Origin of the sequence: Mesorhizobium sp. Root695 (assembly GCF_001428185.1) — a bacterium.
In the GTDB taxonomy this organism is placed as follows: domain Bacteria; phylum Pseudomonadota; class Alphaproteobacteria; order Rhizobiales; family Rhizobiaceae; genus Mesorhizobium.
On the sequence record NZ_LMHO01000034.1, the window covers coordinates 261,375 to 277,779 of the forward strand.

19 protein-coding genes are annotated in these 16,405 nt (G+C 63.9%); 13 read left to right on the forward strand and 6 right to left on the reverse strand.

Features of this window, described 5'->3' with window-relative positions; genetic code table 11:
• Positions 1-9: 9 nt before the first annotated feature.
• From ASD99_RS24755 to ASD99_RS24765, 3 genes are all read right to left on the reverse strand, one after another.
• A complete protein-coding gene (locus ASD99_RS24755; protein WP_056585694.1) occupies positions 10-789 on the reverse strand; it encodes a Bax inhibitor-1/YccA family protein in 780 nt (259 codons plus the stop codon).
• Between the two features lie 239 nt (positions 790-1,028).
• Positions 1,029-3,578 (reverse strand): ABC transporter permease, encoded by a 2,550-nt coding sequence (locus tag ASD99_RS24760; RefSeq protein WP_056585692.1) that lies wholly within the window; start codon positions 3,576-3,578, stop codon positions 1,029-1,031.
• Positions 3,578-4,273 (reverse strand): ABC transporter ATP-binding protein, encoded by a 696-nt coding sequence (locus tag ASD99_RS24765; RefSeq protein ID WP_057145204.1) that lies wholly within the window; start codon positions 4,271-4,273, stop codon positions 3,578-3,580. Before ASD99_RS24765 ends, ASD99_RS24760 begins: the two co-directional genes overlap by 1 nt.
• A gap of 89 nt (positions 4,274-4,362) precedes the next feature.
• Between ASD99_RS24765 and ASD99_RS24770 the strand changes: the two genes are divergently transcribed.
• Together ASD99_RS24770 and thpR are read left to right on the forward strand one after the other, a co-directional pair.
• Complete coding sequence (locus ASD99_RS24770) at positions 4,363-5,007, forward strand: arylesterase (RefSeq protein ID WP_056585688.1); 645 nt, start codon at positions 4,363-4,365, stop codon at positions 5,005-5,007.
• Positions 5,008-5,135: 128 nt separating this feature from the next.
• Entirely contained in the window at positions 5,136-5,732 is a 597-nt protein-coding gene (gene thpR, locus ASD99_RS24775; RefSeq protein WP_056585685.1) for an RNA 2',3'-cyclic phosphodiesterase, read from the forward strand.
• Here the strand turns inward: thpR and ASD99_RS32740 are convergent.
• Positions 5,636-6,154: a low molecular weight protein-tyrosine-phosphatase gene (locus ASD99_RS32740; RefSeq protein ID WP_056586794.1), complete on the reverse strand. Its 519-nt coding sequence runs from the start codon at positions 6,152-6,154 to the stop codon at positions 5,636-5,638. The genes thpR and ASD99_RS32740 overlap by 97 nt on opposite strands.
• Positions 6,155-6,261: 107 nt before the next feature.
• Here ASD99_RS32740 and ASD99_RS24785 point away from each other — a divergent pair, with 107 nt between their 5' ends.
• From ASD99_RS24785 to ASD99_RS24810, 6 genes are all read left to right on the forward strand, one after another.
• Positions 6,262-6,558, forward strand: coding sequence for a 4a-hydroxytetrahydrobiopterin dehydratase (locus ASD99_RS24785; protein WP_082583413.1), 297 nt, complete (start codon positions 6,262-6,264; stop codon positions 6,556-6,558).
• Between the two features lie 148 nt (positions 6,559-6,706).
• Complete coding sequence (locus tag ASD99_RS24790) at positions 6,707-7,069, forward strand: YkvA family protein (protein WP_056585682.1); 363 nt, start codon at positions 6,707-6,709, stop codon at positions 7,067-7,069.
• Positions 7,070-7,337: 268 nt separating this feature from the next.
• A complete protein-coding gene (locus ASD99_RS24795) occupies positions 7,338-7,841 on the forward strand; it encodes an invasion associated locus B family protein (protein ID WP_056585679.1) in 504 nt (167 codons plus the stop codon).
• A 192-nt stretch (positions 7,842-8,033) separates the two neighbouring features.
• A complete protein-coding gene (rlmN, locus tag ASD99_RS24800) occupies positions 8,034-9,269 on the forward strand; it encodes a 23S rRNA (adenine(2503)-C(2))-methyltransferase RlmN (RefSeq protein WP_056585676.1) in 1,236 nt (411 codons plus the stop codon).
• Entirely contained in the window at positions 9,266-9,721 is a 456-nt protein-coding gene (locus tag ASD99_RS24805; RefSeq protein ID WP_057145207.1) for a hypothetical protein, read from the forward strand. Before rlmN ends, ASD99_RS24805 begins: the two co-directional genes overlap by 4 nt.
• Positions 9,718-10,197 (forward strand): hypothetical protein, encoded by a 480-nt coding sequence (locus ASD99_RS24810; RefSeq protein WP_057145208.1) that lies wholly within the window; start codon positions 9,718-9,720, stop codon positions 10,195-10,197. Before ASD99_RS24805 ends, ASD99_RS24810 begins: the two co-directional genes overlap by 4 nt.
• Before the next feature lie 5 nt (positions 10,198-10,202).
• Here the strand turns inward: ASD99_RS24810 and ASD99_RS24815 are convergent, their stop codons facing one another.
• A complete protein-coding gene (locus ASD99_RS24815; RefSeq protein WP_057145209.1) occupies positions 10,203-10,844 on the reverse strand; it encodes a LysE family translocator in 642 nt (213 codons plus the stop codon).
• A gap of 258 nt (positions 10,845-11,102) precedes the next feature.
• On the opposite strand from ASD99_RS24815, the gene ASD99_RS24820 reads away from it, so the two are divergent.
• The 3 genes from ASD99_RS24820 to ASD99_RS24825 are packed head-to-tail and all read left to right on the forward strand — an operon-like array spanning position 11,103 to position 12,860.
• On the forward strand, positions 11,103-12,326 hold the full coding sequence (locus ASD99_RS24820) for an argininosuccinate synthase (protein ID WP_056585670.1): 1,224 nt from the start codon (positions 11,103-11,105) through the stop codon (positions 12,324-12,326).
• Between the two features lie 5 nt (positions 12,327-12,331).
• On the forward strand, positions 12,332-12,466 hold the full coding sequence (locus ASD99_RS35225) for a hypothetical protein (protein ID WP_274533723.1): 135 nt from the start codon (positions 12,332-12,334) through the stop codon (positions 12,464-12,466).
• Between the two features lie 10 nt (positions 12,467-12,476).
• Positions 12,477-12,860 carry a hypothetical protein gene (locus tag ASD99_RS24825; RefSeq protein WP_244497887.1) on the forward strand — a complete coding sequence of 128 codons (384 nt, stop codon included), beginning with the start codon at positions 12,477-12,479 and terminating at the stop codon, positions 12,858-12,860.
• Positions 12,861-12,999: 139 nt separating this feature from the next.
• Here ASD99_RS24825 and ASD99_RS24830 read toward each other — a convergent pair whose 3' ends face one another.
• The gene (locus ASD99_RS24830; RefSeq protein WP_056585666.1) at positions 13,000-13,797 is read right to left on the reverse strand and encodes a lytic transglycosylase domain-containing protein; all 798 of its coding nucleotides are present in this window, start codon (positions 13,795-13,797) and stop codon (positions 13,000-13,002) included.
• 140 nt (positions 13,798-13,937) lie between these two features.
• Here ASD99_RS24830 and ASD99_RS24835 point away from each other — a divergent pair, with 140 nt between their 5' ends.
• Positions 13,938-15,185 carry a flavin monoamine oxidase family protein gene (locus ASD99_RS24835; RefSeq protein ID WP_057145250.1) on the forward strand — a complete coding sequence of 416 codons (1,248 nt, stop codon included), beginning with the start codon at positions 13,938-13,940 and terminating at the stop codon, positions 15,183-15,185.
• Positions 15,186-15,271: 86 nt separating this feature from the next.
• Entirely contained in the window at positions 15,272-16,369 is a 1,098-nt protein-coding gene (locus ASD99_RS24840) for a putative zinc-binding metallopeptidase (RefSeq protein WP_057145210.1), read from the forward strand.
• Positions 16,370-16,405: the final 36 nt, after the last annotated feature.

Sequence of the window (16,405 nt, forward strand, 5' to 3'; positions counted from 1 at the left end):
GCTGCCAGATTAGCGACGGTCGCCCATGAACTGCAGCAGGAACATGAACAGGTTGATGAAGTCGAGGTAGAGCCTCAGGGCGCCCATGATCGCCTTGCGGCCGGCGACATCCGAAGCGTCGCCATCGAAATACATCTCCTTGATCTTCTGCGTGTCATAGGCGGTTAGCCCCGAGAAGATCAGCACGCCGATCGCCGAAACTGCGAAGGACAGGGCCGATGACTGCAGGAAGATGTTGATCACCATTGCGATGATCAGACCGAATACGCCCATGATCAGGAACGAGCCCATCGCGGTCAGGTCGCGCTTGGTCGTGTAGCCATAGAGCGACAGAGCGCCGAAGGCCGCCGCGGTGGCGAAGAAGGTCTGCGAAATGCTGGCCGTCGTGTAGACCAGGAAGATCGACGACAGGGACAGGCCGACCAGGCCGGCATAGACCCAGAACGTTGTCTGCGCCGCCGCAACACTCATCGACTGAACACGGAACGACAGGAACAGCACCGCGGCCAGCGGGGCAAAGATCACCACCCAGCGCAACGGCGAGCCGAAGATCGCGTAGCCGAACGAGGTCAGCATCTCGCCGCTTGGCAGCGTCGCGACAGCCGAAGCCGGATCGGTGGTGGTGGCCAGCATGATCGTACCGACAGCGGCAAGACCGGTGATGAGGAGGCCAAGCCCCATCAGATTGTAAACCTTGATCATGTAGGCGCGCAGGCCCTGATCGATGTCAGCACCGACGCTGACGCCGGGCACGGCGCGCGCCTGGTAGTTGCGAATGGGATCAGCCATTGTAGTCCTCTATTGCTTCTGCCCCGTCCGGTGTCAGGTCCTTCCGGACCCAGGCGCCGCTGGCAGGGCTCCAGCATGCCTGTGGCGAAATATGATGGTTATTCGCGTCAAGAACAAGACCGTAACCGGATGTAACGGTTCGTGAGACAACGAAATGCCGATTCCTCGGCTTTCCGGACGGCATTCTTACCAAGATTTAATCCAGGCCAAGATCCGGGATGGCCGTTGCGGGCCTGAGATCACAGGTTGCGCAGCACCGGTGCTGCCTTCTGGCCAAGCACCCGCCAGGTGCCGGCGAGACCGATGCCGACCGTGATCACCAGCGAGAACAGAATGGTCGCCACCGCCACTTCGGGCATGAAATGCGACGGCAATGTCATGATGCGGGCAACGACGAACCAGGCAGCTGCACCGCCTGCCGCCAGCGCGAAGATCGCGGTGGCGAGCCCGATCAGCATGTATTCGAGCGAGAAGGCCGTGATCAACGTCCTGCGCGTCGCACCCAGCGTCTTCAGCACCACCGCGTCATGGATGCGCGCCCGGTTGCCGGCGGCAAGCGCACCGGCCAGCACCAGCACCGAAGCGATCAGCGCCACGCCGGCCGCCGCCCGGATAGCCGTGCCGAGCTGCCCGACCAGCCGGTTGACGACATCGAGCGCATCTTTGACCCGGACCGACGTCACCGCCGGGAAGGCTCGGGTGACGGCATTAAGGATGCGGGCATCGTCCGCCGTCGAGGCATTCTTTTCGGTCAGCGTCGCCATCCAGCCATGCGGGGCGCCGGCGAATGTGTTGGGCGAGAACACCATGACGAAATTGATGCCCATCGTCTCCCATTCGACCTGGCGGAAATTGGCGATCCTGGCCGTGACATTGCGGCCGAGCACATTGACGGTGATGGTGTCGCCGAGCTTCAGGCCGATCTCCTTGCCTTCTTGCGCCGAAAACGAGACCAGCGGCTCGCCGCTATACTTATCTGGCCACCAGCTGCCCTCCGTCAGCGTCGTGTTTTCCGGCTGCTTGGCGTCATAGGTCAGCCCACGATCACCCTTCAGGACCCAGGCGCCTTCCGCCGGTACCTTCACCTTGTCGGCATCGACGCCGTTCAGCGCCATCACCCGGCCGCGCAGCATCGGCACCTTGGCCAGCGTTCCCCGAGGTGCCTCCTTGCCGATCAGCGCGGAGAAGGAATCGACATCGCTGCTCTGGATGTCGACGAAGAAGAAGTTCGGCGCCCGCTCCGGCAGGCTGCCGGAGATCTGGCGCCTGAGATTGCCGTCGATCAGCGCCAGCGTCACCAGCAGCGTCAGGCCGAGCCCCAGCGACAGCACCACCGACGGCGTCAGTGCGCCGGGCCGATGGATGTTGCCGACGGCGAGCCGCAGCGCCACGAAGCGCACACGCGGGCTCTTCCTGGCCGCCCATTGCACCAGCGCGCCAACCAGGCGCAGCACCAGGAAAGCGAAGATGGTGGCGCCGACGAAGATCGAGGCGATGCGCTGGTCGCCCGAGAACAGAATTGCCAGCGCCGCCAGCAACAGCGCAATGCCGACAGCCGTCGCGACATAGACCGGACGCGGGAAACCGCGGCCTTCCAGCCCCATCTCGCGAAACAGCGCGGTGGCCGGCACGTCGCGGGCGCGGCCGAGCGGCAGCAGCGCGAAGGCCAGCGTCACCAGCAGGCCGAACAGCGCCGCCATGCCGAGTGCACCGGGATAGAAGCCGCCTTCCGCCGGCACCGGAATAACGGACTGAAGTGCGGCACTCGCCGCGAACGGCATCAGTGCGCCCAGCACCAGCCCCAGGACGATGCCGAGCGCTGCGATGATCAGGATCTGCACGAGGTAGACGGCAAAGACGAAGCCGCCCGAAGCGCCCAGACTCTTGAAGGTGGCGATGACGCCGCGCTTGCCGTCGAGATAGGCACGCACCGCATTGGCGACGCCGACGCCGCCGACCACCAGCGCCGTCAGCCCGACCAGGGTCAGGAATTGCGAGAAACGTTCGATGTTGGACGACAGCGCCGGGGCGGCATTGCTGCGCGTACGGATCGACCAGCCGGCCTCGGGAAAATCCCTGGCCGCCTGATACTGGATGGCCTTCAGCTTTGCCTCGTCGGCGTCTGCTGGCAGCCGGATCTTGTAAGCATTCTCGACCAGGCTGCCCGGCTGGATCAGTCCGGTGGCCGCCAGCCCTTCTGTCGAAATCATCAGCCTTGGCGCGAAGCCGAAACCGTCGGACACAGCGTCCGGTTCGGTGACCAGCCTGGCGCGCAGTTCGAAGGTGGCGGTACCGAGCTTCAGCCGGTCGCCGAGCTTAAGATGCAGCCGCTCGAACAGCAGATCGGGGGCCGCGGCGCCGAAAACACCGAACTCTTCGCCGAACAGTTCATGCTTCGACAGCGCCGGCTCGGTTTCCAGCGTGCCATAGAGCGGGTAGGCATGGTCGACCGCCTTTGCCTCGACCAGCGCCTGGTCGGTTCCGTCGGCCAGACGCGCCATCGAGCGCATGCTGGCGGTCCGCGAAACTGTGCCGAGCCCGTCAAGGAAGGCGCGTTCAGTCTGGCTGGCGTCACGCTGGCTGATTTGGAAGCGAAGATCGCCGCCAAGCAGCGTCTGGCCCTGATTGGCGACACCGGCGGTGATCGAACGCGCCACCGAGTTGACGCCGCCAATGGCCGCGACGCCGAGCGCGATACAGGCGAGGAAGATCAGGAAGCCGGACAGGCCGCCGCGCATCTCGCGCAGCGAAAAGCGAACCGCGAGCTTCAGCGTCTGCGACAATGGCATCAGGCCGTCACCTTGACGGGCGCCGGCGCTTCGATCCGGCCGGACCGCATCGAAACCTGGCGCGAACAGCGTGCCGCAAGGGCCGGATCATGGGTGACCAGCACCAGCGTCATGCCGCGCTCGGCCGCCTTGGCGAACAGGAGGTCGGCGACCTGCCGCCCGGTCGCCTGGTCGAGATTGCCGGTCGGCTCGTCGGCGATCAAAATGCGCGGCGACGGCGCCAGCGCCCGGGCGATCGCCACGCGCTGCTGCTCGCCGCCCGACAATTCGCCGGGATAGTGGGTGACACGGTCGCTGAGGCCAACCGCCGCCAGCTCGCGCGCCGCCACCGAAAACGGATCGGCATGGCCGGCCAGTTCCAGCGGCACCGCGACATTTTCGAGCGCCGTCATGTTGGGAATGAGATGGAAGGACTGGAACACGATGCCAATGTTTCGGCCACGAAACGAAGCAGTCTGATCCTCGCTCTTGCCGTTGAGCAACTCGCCGGCGATTCGAACCGTACCCGAATCGACCCTTTCCAGGCCTGCCAGAACCATCAGCAATGTCGACTTGCCGGAGCCCGAGGGGCCCACGATGCCGGTCGCTTCGCCAGCCGCCACGTCGAGGCTGACGCCCTTCAGCACATGGACCGATGAAGCCCTCTCGCCGAGGGTCAGGGAAACGTCTTTCAGCGCGATGACGGCTTCTGTCAAAATGAAAGCGTCCTATATCAAGGGATGAAGGCTCTGCTAGTCTGGAAGCCGTCGCCGGAAGAATTCCTTGTTCATATGGGGCCTGCCGCATGTCTTTCAAACGCCTGATCGCCGCAGGCCTCATGGTTTTCCTCGCCATTTGCGGCGCCATGTCGTCGGCGCGTGCCGAGCCGTTCAAGATCGTCGGCTTCGGTGACAGTCTGATGGCGGGCTTCGGCCTTGGGCCGGACCAGGGCTTTACCGACAGGTTGCAGGCAGCGCTTGGCGCCAAGGGCCGGGATGTGACCGTCGCCAATGCCGGCGTCTCCGGCGATACGACGAGCGGCGGCCTGGCGCGGCTCGACTGGTCGGTGCCGGACGGCACGCAACTGGTCATCCTCGAACTCGGCGCCAACGACATGCTGCGCGGCGTCTCGCCCGACATCACCAAAAAGAACCTCGACGAGATGCTGGGCAAGCTGAAAGAGCGCAAGATTGCCGTGCTTTTGGCCGGCATGCGCGCCGCACCCAATCTCGGCCCCGATTATCAGAACGCCTTCGACGCCATCTTTCCGGACCTTGCCAAGAAATATGGCGTTGCGCTCTACCCGTTCTTTCTCGACGGCGTCGCCGGCCAGCCCGGCATGCAGCTCGAGGACGGCCTGCATCCGAACGCGCAGGGCGTCAGCCAGATGGTCGAACGCATCCTGCCCACCGTCGAGAAGGCCATCGCGGCGGTGTCGGGCGGTTCGTGAGGCGGGACTGCGGCTGTTTCCGCTGGGGAAGCTTTTTAACAAAGACTGTGACCAACAAACATCTTGCCCCGTTTGACTATCGATGATTCGCTATGGGTACAGTTCGATTCGAGGAAGGGAGGCTCTTCATGCCGCGTCTTTTCACCGCCCTCGAAATACCGCGTGACGCCGCCCTTTCGCTGTCCCTGCTGCGGGGCGGCCTGCCAGGAGCCCGCTGGATCGACGTCGAGAACTACCATCTGACGCTGCGCTTCATCGGCGATGTTCCAGGCCATGTCGCCGACGAGATCGCCAACGCGCTCGACCGTGTCCATCGCCCCTCTTTCTCGCTGGCGCTGTCCGGCGTCGGTGCTTTCGGCCAGAAGAAGCCGCATGCGGTGTGGGCCGGCGCTTCCGCCTCGCCCGATCTTGCCGCCCTTCAGGGCGAAATCGACCGCATCTGCCAGCGGCTCGGCATCCCCGCCGACCCGCGCAAGTTCATGCCGCATATCACACTTGCAAGGCTACGCAATTCGACCCCGCTGGACGTCGCCCAATATCTGTCGGCACGCGGCAATTTCTCGACGCTGCCGTTCCGCATCGGCCGTTTCGTGCTGATGTCGTCGCGCGATTCGGTCGGCGGCGGCCCCTACATCGTCGAGGAAGCCTGGCCGCTGTCAGGCACGGACGCCCGTGCCTCCAGCCTTGTCGCCAGCGCCTCCGACGCCTCGCGGATCATGCGGTAGACCGAAGCGAAGGCTTCCGCCCCGTCATAATAGGGGTCCGGCACGTCGCCTGTCTTGCCATGCGCGAACTCCAGGAACAGTTGCACCCGCTCGCGCATGGCTGCCGGCGCCAGCGCTTTCAGGTCGGCGACATTCGACCGGTCCATGCCGAGGATGAGGTCGAAGCGGTGAAAATCCAGCGGCGTGATCTTGCGCGCCTTCTGCCTGGAGATGTCGACGCCGTGGCGCACCGCCACAGCGATCGAGCGTGGATCGGGGGCGGAGCCGACCTCCCAGCCACTGGTTGCCGCTGAATCGAGCAGCATATTCCGGCCCGACGCGCGCTCCGCCCAAACGGCGCGAAAGACGCCTTCCGCCAGCGGCGACCGGCAGATGTTGCCGAGGCAGACGAAGAGAATGGAATTTATGGGCTTCGCGCTCATCGATCCGGATTTGTTCTTGTGCATATCGTTGTCCCAAAACCACAACGCACTTTTGGGCGACATGCACTATGGTGAGAGTCATTTTGGAAATAGCACGGGAGGCTGACATGACGAGAGAGAAACTGGGCAAGGACGCAATCGCCGCCGCGCTGGTCGGGCTCGAAGGCTGGGCACCGGCGGCGGACGGTGCCTCCATCAAGCGCACCTTCATCTTCGCGAATTTCTCCGAGGCTTTCGCCTTCATGACCCGCGTCGCACTCGCAGCCGAGAAGATGGACCACCATCCCGACTGGTCGAATGTCTACAAGACCGTCGACGTGACGCTCAACACCCACGATGCCGGCGGCGTCACCGCGCTTGATATCGATCTGGCGAAGAAGATGAACCGCTTCGTTAGCGGCTGATGTCGGTGTCGCCCCAGGTATCGCAACGTCCACGATACGGCGGCAAACCCAAATCGGCGCCGGCATCTTGTAGCCGGGGTCGGGTTTCACCACATTTTCGCTCGCGGGCACGCGCCGGGATACGCATGAACCCTGCAAGGAGAGACTGATGGCGCGACAATCCGGTTTTGATTTCTTCGGCCTTGGCGGCAAGCTCGGCGACGAGAACGAAGTGCGCGAGAAATTCTGGCGCACGGCCAAGAAGGCCGCGCGGCAGATCCCCTTCATGGAAGAGGTCGTGGCCGCCTATTACTGCGCCATGGACAAGAACACGCCGTTGCGCGCCAAGGGCATTCTGCTGGCCGCGCTCGGCTATTTCGTGCTGCCTGTGGATGTCATCCCCGACTTCGTCCTCGGGCTTGGCTTCACCGACGACATCGCCGTGCTCACCGCCGCGATCACCGCCGTCAGCGCCCACATCACCCCGGCGCACCGGCAGGCCGCCAAGGACGCCATCGCCGACAAGGGCTGAACACGCACGCGAAACGCCGTTCAAGCCGGCTTTCGGCGGCAGCGCAAAAAGTCAAACTCTTGCCGCTTTCGTGGCCTCCAAGTCGCCGAAGGGACGTCGCGCCGCCCGCTGAGAGGCGGCGGCGCGGGAATGGCGGCGGTTTCCTCGGGTGAGGGTCCTTTTCTCAAAGGAAGTTCACCGTTTGGTAACCCAGATTAAATCAAAATGAAGCGACGGGCAGGACGCCGAGCCGGCCTGCCTCCGCACCAGTTGGAATACGGGAAAAGCGATGCGCGGATTGATTGCACTAGTTTCGAGCCTGGTCCTGGTGGCCGTGGCAGCGCCGGCACTGGCGCAGTCGGCGACCAAGATCGGCCAGCACAATGCCTGGGGCACCTACAGCTACCAGGCATCGGGCGGCAAGGTCTGCTATGTCCTGACCGTGCCGACCGACAAGCAGCCGCCGACGCTCGACCATGGCGACATGTTCTTCTTCGTCAGCCAGCGGCCCGGCCAGCAAGTGTCCTATGAGCCGCAATTCATCGCCGGCTACAATTTCCAGGAAGGCTCGAAGGCCACTGTCACCATCGACAAGAAGACCTTCTCGATGTTCACGCGCGGCAAGTCCGCCTGGGTCGAGAACGCCGCCGAGGAGCCGGTGCTGATCGCCGCCATGAAGACCGGCACCGACATGAAGGTGACGGCGAAGTCCGGTCGCGGCAACCCGACCAGCTATGTCTTCTCGCTGAAGGGCATCTCGGCGGCGCTGACATCGATCGCCAAGTGCAAATAGGCGAAGCTTCGTTTTGAGGAACAGGCCGGGCCGCAAAGCCCGGCCTTCTGTTTTTGGGTCTGTTGTTGGATCTCTGACGAGGCTGCGTCACCGCACTCCGCATGACTCTGCCCTCAACCTGTGCTATGCGCCGCGCTTCCTTTCCGGCACGATGCGTGAAATCAGCCGCAAACCGCTTATATCAGTGCAACCATGACCCTTTCATTCGACCTCACCATTGACGGCGCCCGTGACGCGTTGCGCGCCCGCGCGGCACAGCCCGAAAAGCCGTCGCTGATCGGCCTGACGCGGGTCGAACTCGCCGAGGCTCTGGTTGCATCAGGCACCGTACCCGAGCGCCAGGCCAAGATGCGCGCCCAGCAACTCTGGCACTGGATGTATGTGCGCGGCGTCTCCGACTTCGCCGGCATGTTCAACATCTCCAAGGACCTGCGCGCCGAACTCGACAAGCATTTCACCGTCGCCAGGCCGGAGATCGTAGAGGAGCAGATCTCCTCCGACGGCACGCGCAAATGGCTGTTCCGTTTTCCGCCGCGCGGCGCCGGCCGGCCCGTCGAGATCGAAACCGTCTACATTCCCGAGGAAGGCCGCGGCACGCTGTGCATCTCCTCGCAGGTCGGCTGCACGCTGACCTGCTCGTTCTGCCACACCGGCACGCAGAAGCTGGTCCGCAACCTGACGGCCGAGGAAATCCTCGCCCAGTTGCTCACCGCCCGCGACCGGCTCGGCGATTTCCCAGACCGCGACACGCCCGACGGCGCCATCGTGCCAGCCGAAGGCCGCAAGGTCTCCAACATCGTCATGATGGGCATGGGCGAGCCGCTCTACAATTTCGAGGCCGTGAAGAAGGCGCTGCTGATCGCCTCCGACGGCGATGGTCTTTCCTTGTCGAAGCGGCGCATCACGCTGTCGACCTCCGGCGTCGTGCCGGAGATCTTCCGCACCGGCGAGGAGATCGGCGTCATGCTGGCGATCTCGCTGCATGCAACCAATGACGATCTGCGCGACTTGCTGGTGCCGATCAACAAGAAGTATCCGCTCAAGGAGCTGATCGCCGCCTGCCGCGCCTATCCCGGCCTGTCGAACGCCAAGCGCATCACCTTCGAATATGTGATGCTGAAGGACGTCAACGATTCCATCGAGGACGCCAAGGGGCTGATCAAGCTGCTCAAGGGCATTCCGGCGAAGATCAACCTGATCCCGTTCAACCCATGGCCAGGCACCAACTACCAGTGCTCGGACTGGGAGACGATCGAGAAATTCGCCGACTACATCAACAATGCCGGCTATGCCTCGCCGATCCGCACGCCGCGCGGCCGCGACATCCTGGCCGCCTGCGGCCAGCTCAAGTCGGATTCCGAGCGCATGCGCAAGGTCGACAGGCTGGCCCTTGAAGCGATGATGATTGCGGGGCACGGCGAGGCGTGAGCCGCCTCGTCGCCTGGCTGAAGCGCCTCGCCATGATGGCAGTAGGCTATGTCGCCGCCGTGCTGACCTCGATCCTGGTCCCCGTGCTGCTGATCGCTCTTCTGGAAGGTCTGGAAGACGGCAACTGGTCCATCATTTTCGCCTTCGACTGGCTGGGTTCTTTCCCGCTCGCCGTGTTGACCGTGATGGTCGGCGCGCTGTTGATCGTCGGCCCCGCACTCTTTGTCGCCGAACGGTTTTTGCTTCGGGGATGGTTCTACTTTGCCGCCACGGGTGCGATCACGTCTATCGCCTTTGGCGTATCCATGCCGCGCTCGGCAGGCAGCTTTGTTTTCAACCCGGGCTTTCTCGGTTTTCTGGCCACGGCCGGCATTGCCGCCGGTTCGGTCTACTGGCTTCTGGCAGGGCGCAGGTCTGGCATGCGCCGGGATTTGGGCCGGGATTTGGGATGACCCGTCTCGTCGGCTACCTCGTCCGTTTCACTGTTATCCTGTTCGGCTATGCCGTCGCCTCGCTGGCGGCGAGCGCCTTCCTCAACGTCCTGTTCCTGGCGTCACTTGGCTACGCGCCGGAGCACGCGCATCCGACAGCGACGGCTTCCCTGTATTTCTCAATTCCCTTCGTCGCCCTGTTCGTCGCTTATTTCGCCCTGATGCCGGCTTCCGTCGTCATCCTGCTTGCCGAAATCCTCGGCCGGCGCGACTGGCTGTTCTATGCGCTGGCAGGCGCGGTGGTTGCGGCCGTCTTCCTCGGCCTTGTCGACCACAATGGTGACACGACCTTCGCGGTCAGGGACACCAGCGCCATCATGGCGGTGATCGGCGGCGGCATGGTCGGCGGCATCTTCTACTGGCTCAGCGCCGGGCGCTGGGCCGGAAGCTGGTGGCAGGGCGAGCCAGGATCCGAAGATGATGGCCGAACAGGATGACGCCCCTACTTCGCCTGCGCGGTCAGGATCTTGAGCGCGAAGGCGGAGAACACGCCGGCAAAGAGATAGTCGACCACCCGCGTGACGCGTGGGCTGGCCTTCATCGCCGCAGAGAACTTTTCCGCCGCCAGCACCATCGGCACGGTCACTGGAATCGACAGCACGATGAACATGAGCCCAAGGAAAAACAGCTTTCCCGGTGCGCTCGGATCATGCGCGGACACGAACTGCGGCAGGAAGGTCATGAAGAACAGGATGATCTTCGGGTTGAGCAGATTGACGCCGAGCCCCGCCGCCCAGCTGCGCAACAGCGAAATTTCGGGGCCGGTTTTCTTCTCCGGCGAAAAGGCCGAGCCCCTGGCGATCGCCTGCCAGGCCAGGAAGACGAGATAGCCGGCGCCAAAGATCTTCAGCACGAAGAAGGCCATCGGCGAAGCGACGATCAGCGCCGAGACACCGACCACCACCAGCGTGGTGTGGATCAGCGTGCCGCACAGCGCGCCGGCCATCGAGGCAAAGCCGGTGGCGCGGCCCTGGCTCAGCGTGCGCGAGACGAACAAGGTCATGTCCGGCCCGGGCGTGATCGCCAGGATAATTGTGGCGATGGCGAACTGGATCAGCGTGGTGGTGTCTGGAATGAACGACATGGGCGGCCCCGGCGGATTGCAGGCGCCTATACAGGATGCGTCGCGACGGTGCCAGACGCAGGAGCGATCCGATGGTCGATCCAGCAGGCACGCAAACCAGGGCGTCAGCGGGCGGCCACCGCCGCAATCGCCGCTCGCCATGCGCTGGACCAGAAGCCTTGCACGCGCGCGTGCTTGCTCGCTTTGCTGTTCCTGCTAAAAGGCCCTCCGACAATCCGTGACGCCTCGGCTGGGGCGTCCGCCATCGACGGAGCAGAAATGTCCAAGGCCAAAGACGTCAAGAAAGTCGTGCTCGCCTATTCCGGCGGCCTCGACACATCCATCATCCTGAAATGGCTGCAGACCGAGCTCGGCGCCGAAGTCGTGACCTTCACCGCCGATCTCGGCCAGGGCGGCGAACTCGAGCCGGCGCGCCGCAAGGCGGAGATGATGGGCATCAAGGACATCCGCGTCGTTGACGTGCGCGAGGAATTCGTTTCCGACTTCGTCTTCCCGATGTTCCGTGCCAATGCCGTCTATGAAGGCACCTATCTGCTCGGCACCTCGATCGCGCGGCCGCTGATCTCCAAGCATCTGGTCGAGATCGCCAAGGAGACGGGCGCCGACGCGATTGCGCATGGCGCCACCGGCAAGGGCAACGACCAGGTTCGCTTCGAGCTTTCGGCTTACGCGCTGAACCCCGACATCAAGGTCATCGCGCCGTGGCGCGACTGGTCGTTCAAGTCGCGTACCGACCTGATCAATTTCGCCGAGCAGCACCAGATCCCGGTGCCGAAGGACAAGAAGGGCGACGCGCCGTTCTCGGTCGATGCCAACCTTCTGCATTCGTCCTCCGAGGGCAAGGTGCTGGAAGACCCGTGGAGCGAGCCGCCGGAATTCGTCCACCAGCGCACCGTTTCGCCGATGGATGCGCCTGATACCGTCACCGAGATCGAGATCGATTTCCTCAAGGGCGATCCGATCGCGCTCAACGGCAAGAGACTGTCGCCGGCAACCATGCTGGCGGCACTCAACGATCTCGGCCGCGACAATGGCATCGGCCGGCTCGACCTGGTCGAGAACCGCTTCGTCGGCATGAAATCGCGCGGCGTCTACGAGACGCCCGGCGGCACCATCCTGATCGCCGCGCACCGCGCGATCGAATCGATCACGCTCGACCGCGGTGCCGCCCACCTCAAGGACGAGTTCATGCCGCGCTACGCCGAGCTGATCTACAACGGCTTCTGGTTCGCGCCCGAGCGCCTGATGCTGCAGGCGATGATCGACAAGAGCCAGGAAGACGTCGAGGGCACGGTGCGGCTGAAGCTCTACAAGGGCAACGTCATCGTCACCGGCCGCAAGTCGAAGAAGACGCTCTATTCCGACGCGCTGGTCACCTTCGAGGACGACCGTGGCGCCTACGACCAGAAGGACGCCGCCGGCTTCATCCGCCTCAACGCGCTGAGGCTGAGGACACTGGCCGCGCGCAACCGCAACAAGTAACGCGGATGCGCGGTCTCGGTCGCTGCCTGGCGCCGCTGGTTCTTCTGGCGACGCCTACGGCCGGCCAGGAGTTCGACCCCGCCTCTCTCGACCTTGCCGCGCTGATCGAGTGCAAGGCAAGCGTCTCCGCCTACCAATAATTTTGCCTTCTTGATCAGCGACGGCCCGGTTGCGCTGGAAAAGCTCGGTTGGAAGGAAGCCACGTCCGGCAACCTCTTTCTCAAGCAGTACGACTTGCCGGAGCCGGTTCGTACCTTCGGGCGCGAAGCAAGCTCGATCGTCTTTACCGCGACCGGGCCGATGGCGGTCCTTGACGGGATTTCGGCACCGGATCTGGGGCATGAATTGGGAATAGTTCCAACGGTGTCGACTGCGGAGAAATTCCTGGGCGAGAAAGCCGTCGTCGAAAGCACCGAGGACGCCAACGGCATTAAGATCGAAACGCGCATAGCGCTCAACGTCACAACTGTTGATTTACATCCGGGCAAGACGGTGGCCGGCTGCTCCTATGCACTCAATGTGACCGTAAATTGAGACGGGGCCTCGCACAGCTTGGCGCGAGGCAAGTCTTGCTCATCTAAAACCAAAACCCTGCATCCGCGCCGCTTTCAGGACATCAACAAAAAGCCCGGCGCATGGCCGGGCTTCCCGTCGAATAGTCTGGAGATTTCTATCAGTCGCCGTCGATCGCGGTGGCGATGCGGGCGATGGCCTGCTGATAGACGCTCGCGGAATTCCAGCCGGCAATTGCGCCCATATTCGCGCTGGCGCTCGCACCCGCACGCCAGCCATGCCCCTTGAGGAAGTTGGCGGTGGAAGCCAACGCAGTGCCCTTGTCGCGCAGGTTTCCGCCGCCGACGCCATATTTCAAGACATTTCCGGGCAGGAACTGCGTGTGGCCAATCTCGCCATGCGCGGCCCCGACCGACGAGGCTGTCAACGCCCCGCGGTCGACCAGCTTCAGGGCTGCAATGGCATGCGGGTAAAAGAATCCCGGGCGGCGGCAATCATAGGCAAGCGTCAGAATGGCTGAGACCGTATTCTGGTTGCCCATGGCGGAACCGAAGCCGGTTTCCATGCCCCAGATGGCGAGCAACACACCCGGCGACACGCCGTAGTTCGCTTCGATCTTGGCGAACAGTGCCGCGTTCGACTTCTTCAGCGACCGGCCCTTGGAAATGATCGCGGCCCCGCCACGGCGCTTCATGAAATCATCCACCGAGCCGCTGAAGGCCTTGTGAATGCCGCGGTCGACGGAGATCGTCTTTGTCGCGTAGTTCGCCCCAGCCAGAGCGGCCAGACCCTTGGGGCCTACACCTTCAGACTGGGCCTGCGCGGCAAAATCCTGCTTCCAGGCCTCGAAGCCGGCGCCGGTCTTGCCGCAGCTGGCCGCCGCCTGCGCGCCCGTCACCAGCGCAAGCACCGCCACCACGGTCGCTGCAAACATCTTTCCCTTGGCAAGAAATGCCATGTCTTTCTCCTGGTTGCCTGAATCACGTCCCAATTACGAACTTGCCAGCGAAACGCGCACTTGTCACTGTCGCTGCTGCAATGCTGGCGAATGCCGTGGAATTTGCCTACGATCAAGTGATTATTGTGGCAGGGGACTCCATGCAAGACGTTGACGTCGTCATCATCGGCGCCGGCTCGGCCGGTCTCGCTGCGGCCAGGACCTTGCAGGCGGCGGGCCTCTCCTTCACCCTGCTCGAAGCGATGGACCGCATCGGCGGCCGTGCCTGGACCAGCGACCAGCATTTCGGCGTGCCCTTCGACATCGGCTGCGCCTGGCTGCATGCCTCCGACCGCAACCCGTATTTTCCTGAAGCTCAGGCGGCTGGCTGGGCGCTGCATCATCACGACATGAATGTCGACCATCTCTATTATCGCGAGCGCAAGGCGAGCGAAGCGGAAGAAGCCGAGATGAAGGCCGCCGACGCGCGGTTGTTCGAACTGCTCGCCAGGCATGAGGTGAAGGACGGTGGTGATGATCGCCTGTCGGCGCTGCTCGCCAAGGGCCACGCGCCACGTGCGGCGGCCACCTTCGCCGGCCCGATGGATTTCGGCGCCGACGAGGACGAGATTTCGATCCGCGACTTTCAGGCCGCGGCCGATCTCGACCCGAATTATTTCAGCAAGGAGGGCTTTGGCACCCTGGTCGCGCGTTTCGGCGCCGGGGTGCCGGTCGAACTGTCGACGCCGGTGCGCAAGATCCTTTGGGACGTGCCAGGCGTGGCGTGCGTCACCGATCGCGGCACCATCCGCGCCAGAGCGGTGATCGTCACCGCTTCGCCGGCGGTGCTCGCCTTCGAGGAGATCGCGTTTTCGCCGGTCCTGCCGGACACGCATTTCGGCGCGTTCTTCGACCTGCCGATGGGCATGCTGACCAAACTGCCGGTCGAAATATCCGGCACAAGGCTTGGGTTGCAGCCCTTCGACGATCTGCTGATCGAGCGGATGGCCCGGCACGACATCTATTTCCTCTGTTTCCCATTCGACCTCGACCTGATGGTTGGTTTCGTCGGCGGCGATTTCGCCTGGGAGATGTCGGCGGCCGGCGAGGCGGCCGGCATCGACTTCGTCGTCGATCGGCTGTGCGGCATCTTCGGCGGCGATACGCGCAAGCATGTCGGGCGCGCCATGATGACCAACTGGGGCGGCGAGCGCTTCGTGCGCGGCGCCTATGCGGCCGCCCGCCCCGGCCGTTCGCAGGCGCGTGCGGCCCTGATGCAGCCTGTGGCCGACAAGATCTTCTTTGCTGGCGAGCACCTGGCCGGCCCACTGATCCAGACCTGCGGCGGCGCGCGACTGTCCGGCGAAGCGGTGGCGAGACAGGTCGTCGCCCAGCTGGCGGCGAAATAGCTTCGAGAAATGCGCAAACGCGGTGGGCGGTTGGCGTTGGGCACGTGCCGCCCCACATATGCTGGCTCTGAAGGTTAGAGACCGACATGAAACTCTTCGACTGCCCGCATTGCAGCCACCGCATCTATTTCGAGAACGCCCAGTGCCTGAACTGCAGGAGCCTCGTGCTCTACGATCCCGAGCACGCCCGCTTTGCGCTGGCGGGCGCCGACGGCATCTTCCAGTGCACCAATGCCGACGAATGCGCCTGCAACTGGATGGCCGAGCCGGGGCAGGTTTTTTGCCGCGCCTGCGTGCTGAACCAGCTGATTCCTGACCTCTCCGTCGACGGCAACCGCCGCCGCTGGATCCGCGTCGAGGCGGCGAAGAAGCGGGCCATCTATTCGCTGCTCGCCTTCGGGCTGCCGGTGGCGCCCAAGCAGAGCCCTGCCGACGAGATCGGCCTGGCCTTCGACTTCCTCGCCGATCCGATCGGCGGCGGCCCCGGCGGCGAGCGCATCCTGACCGGCCACGACAATGGCCTGATCACGCTCAACGTCGCCGAGGCCGACTCGGCGGAGCGCGAGAAGCGGCGCGTCGAGATGGGCGAGAACTATCGCACCTTGCTCGGCCATTTCCGCCATGAGCTCGGCCATTACTACTGGGACCGCCTGATCCGTGACGATCCGCGAAGGCTGGAGGCTTTCCGCGCGCTATTCGGCGACGATCGCGCCGACTACGAGCAGGCGCTGAAGACCTATTACGCCAATGGTGCCGCGCCCGACTGGCAGCAAGGCCACATCTCGGCCTATGCCACCGCGCATCCGTGGGAGGACTGGGCCGAGACCTGGGCGCACCACCTGCACATCACCGACACGCTGGAAATGGTCCACGCGTTGAACTTTCCGCTCGGCCGGCTGGAGACGGTGGAGGCCAACGACTTGCCGCGGGGCGACACCGGCGGCGGGGCGCAGGCCGCACCCTCGGAGCCGGCGACCGCGCCCGAGCCTTTCGAAACGATCGTTGCCCGCTGGCTGGTGCTGTCTGAAGCCTCCAATTCGATCAACCGCTGCATGGGCCTGCCCGACCTCTACCCCTTTGTCATTTCGGACGTCACCGCGCGGAAATTGGCCTTCGTTCACGAACTTCTGACCGGTTTGCCGAAAGAACGGGGAACAAATCGTGAGTTGGCGCGGGCGTTTTAGCGGGAACGCATACGTTACTGACCCGTTTTCGCTGGC

Excerpts from the sequence above, each read along its gene's own strand:
- thpR (WP_056585685.1), top strand. The coding sequence starts at position 5,136 with ATGCCGCGTCTTTTCACCGCCCTCGAAATACCGCGTGACGCCGCCCTT.
- rlmN (WP_056585676.1), top strand. The coding sequence starts at position 8,034 with ATGACCCTTTCATTCGACCTCACCATTGACGGCGCCCGTGACGCGTTG.
- ASD99_RS24830 (WP_056585666.1), bottom strand. The coding sequence starts at position 13,797 with ATGGCATTTCTTGCCAAGGGAAAGATGTTTGCAGCGACCGTGGTGGCG.
- ASD99_RS24755 (WP_056585694.1), bottom strand. The coding sequence starts at position 789 with ATGGCTGATCCCATTCGCAACTACCAGGCGCGCGCCGTGCCCGGCGTC.
- ASD99_RS24795 (WP_056585679.1), top strand. The coding sequence starts at position 7,338 with ATGCGCGGATTGATTGCACTAGTTTCGAGCCTGGTCCTGGTGGCCGTG.
- ASD99_RS24810 (WP_057145208.1), top strand. The coding sequence starts at position 9,718 with ATGACCCGTCTCGTCGGCTACCTCGTCCGTTTCACTGTTATCCTGTTC.
- ASD99_RS24815 (WP_057145209.1), bottom strand. The coding sequence starts at position 10,844 with ATGTCGTTCATTCCAGACACCACCACGCTGATCCAGTTCGCCATCGCC.
- ASD99_RS24785 (WP_082583413.1), top strand. The coding sequence starts at position 6,262 with ATGACGAGAGAGAAACTGGGCAAGGACGCAATCGCCGCCGCGCTGGTC.
- ASD99_RS24835 (WP_057145250.1), top strand. The coding sequence starts at position 13,938 with ATGCAAGACGTTGACGTCGTCATCATCGGCGCCGGCTCGGCCGGTCTC.
- ASD99_RS24790 (WP_056585682.1), top strand. The coding sequence starts at position 6,707 with ATGGCGCGACAATCCGGTTTTGATTTCTTCGGCCTTGGCGGCAAGCTC.
- ASD99_RS24840 (WP_057145210.1), top strand. The coding sequence starts at position 15,272 with ATGAAACTCTTCGACTGCCCGCATTGCAGCCACCGCATCTATTTCGAG.
- ASD99_RS35225 (WP_274533723.1), top strand. The coding sequence starts at position 12,332 with ATGCGCGGTCTCGGTCGCTGCCTGGCGCCGCTGGTTCTTCTGGCGACG.
- ASD99_RS24770 (WP_056585688.1), top strand. The coding sequence starts at position 4,363 with ATGTCTTTCAAACGCCTGATCGCCGCAGGCCTCATGGTTTTCCTCGCC.
- ASD99_RS24820 (WP_056585670.1), top strand. The coding sequence starts at position 11,103 with ATGTCCAAGGCCAAAGACGTCAAGAAAGTCGTGCTCGCCTATTCCGGC.
- ASD99_RS24760 (WP_056585692.1), bottom strand. The coding sequence starts at position 3,578 with ATGCCATTGTCGCAGACGCTGAAGCTCGCGGTTCGCTTTTCGCTGCGC.
- ASD99_RS32740 (WP_056586794.1), bottom strand. The coding sequence starts at position 6,154 with ATGAGCGCGAAGCCCATAAATTCCATTCTCTTCGTCTGCCTCGGCAAC.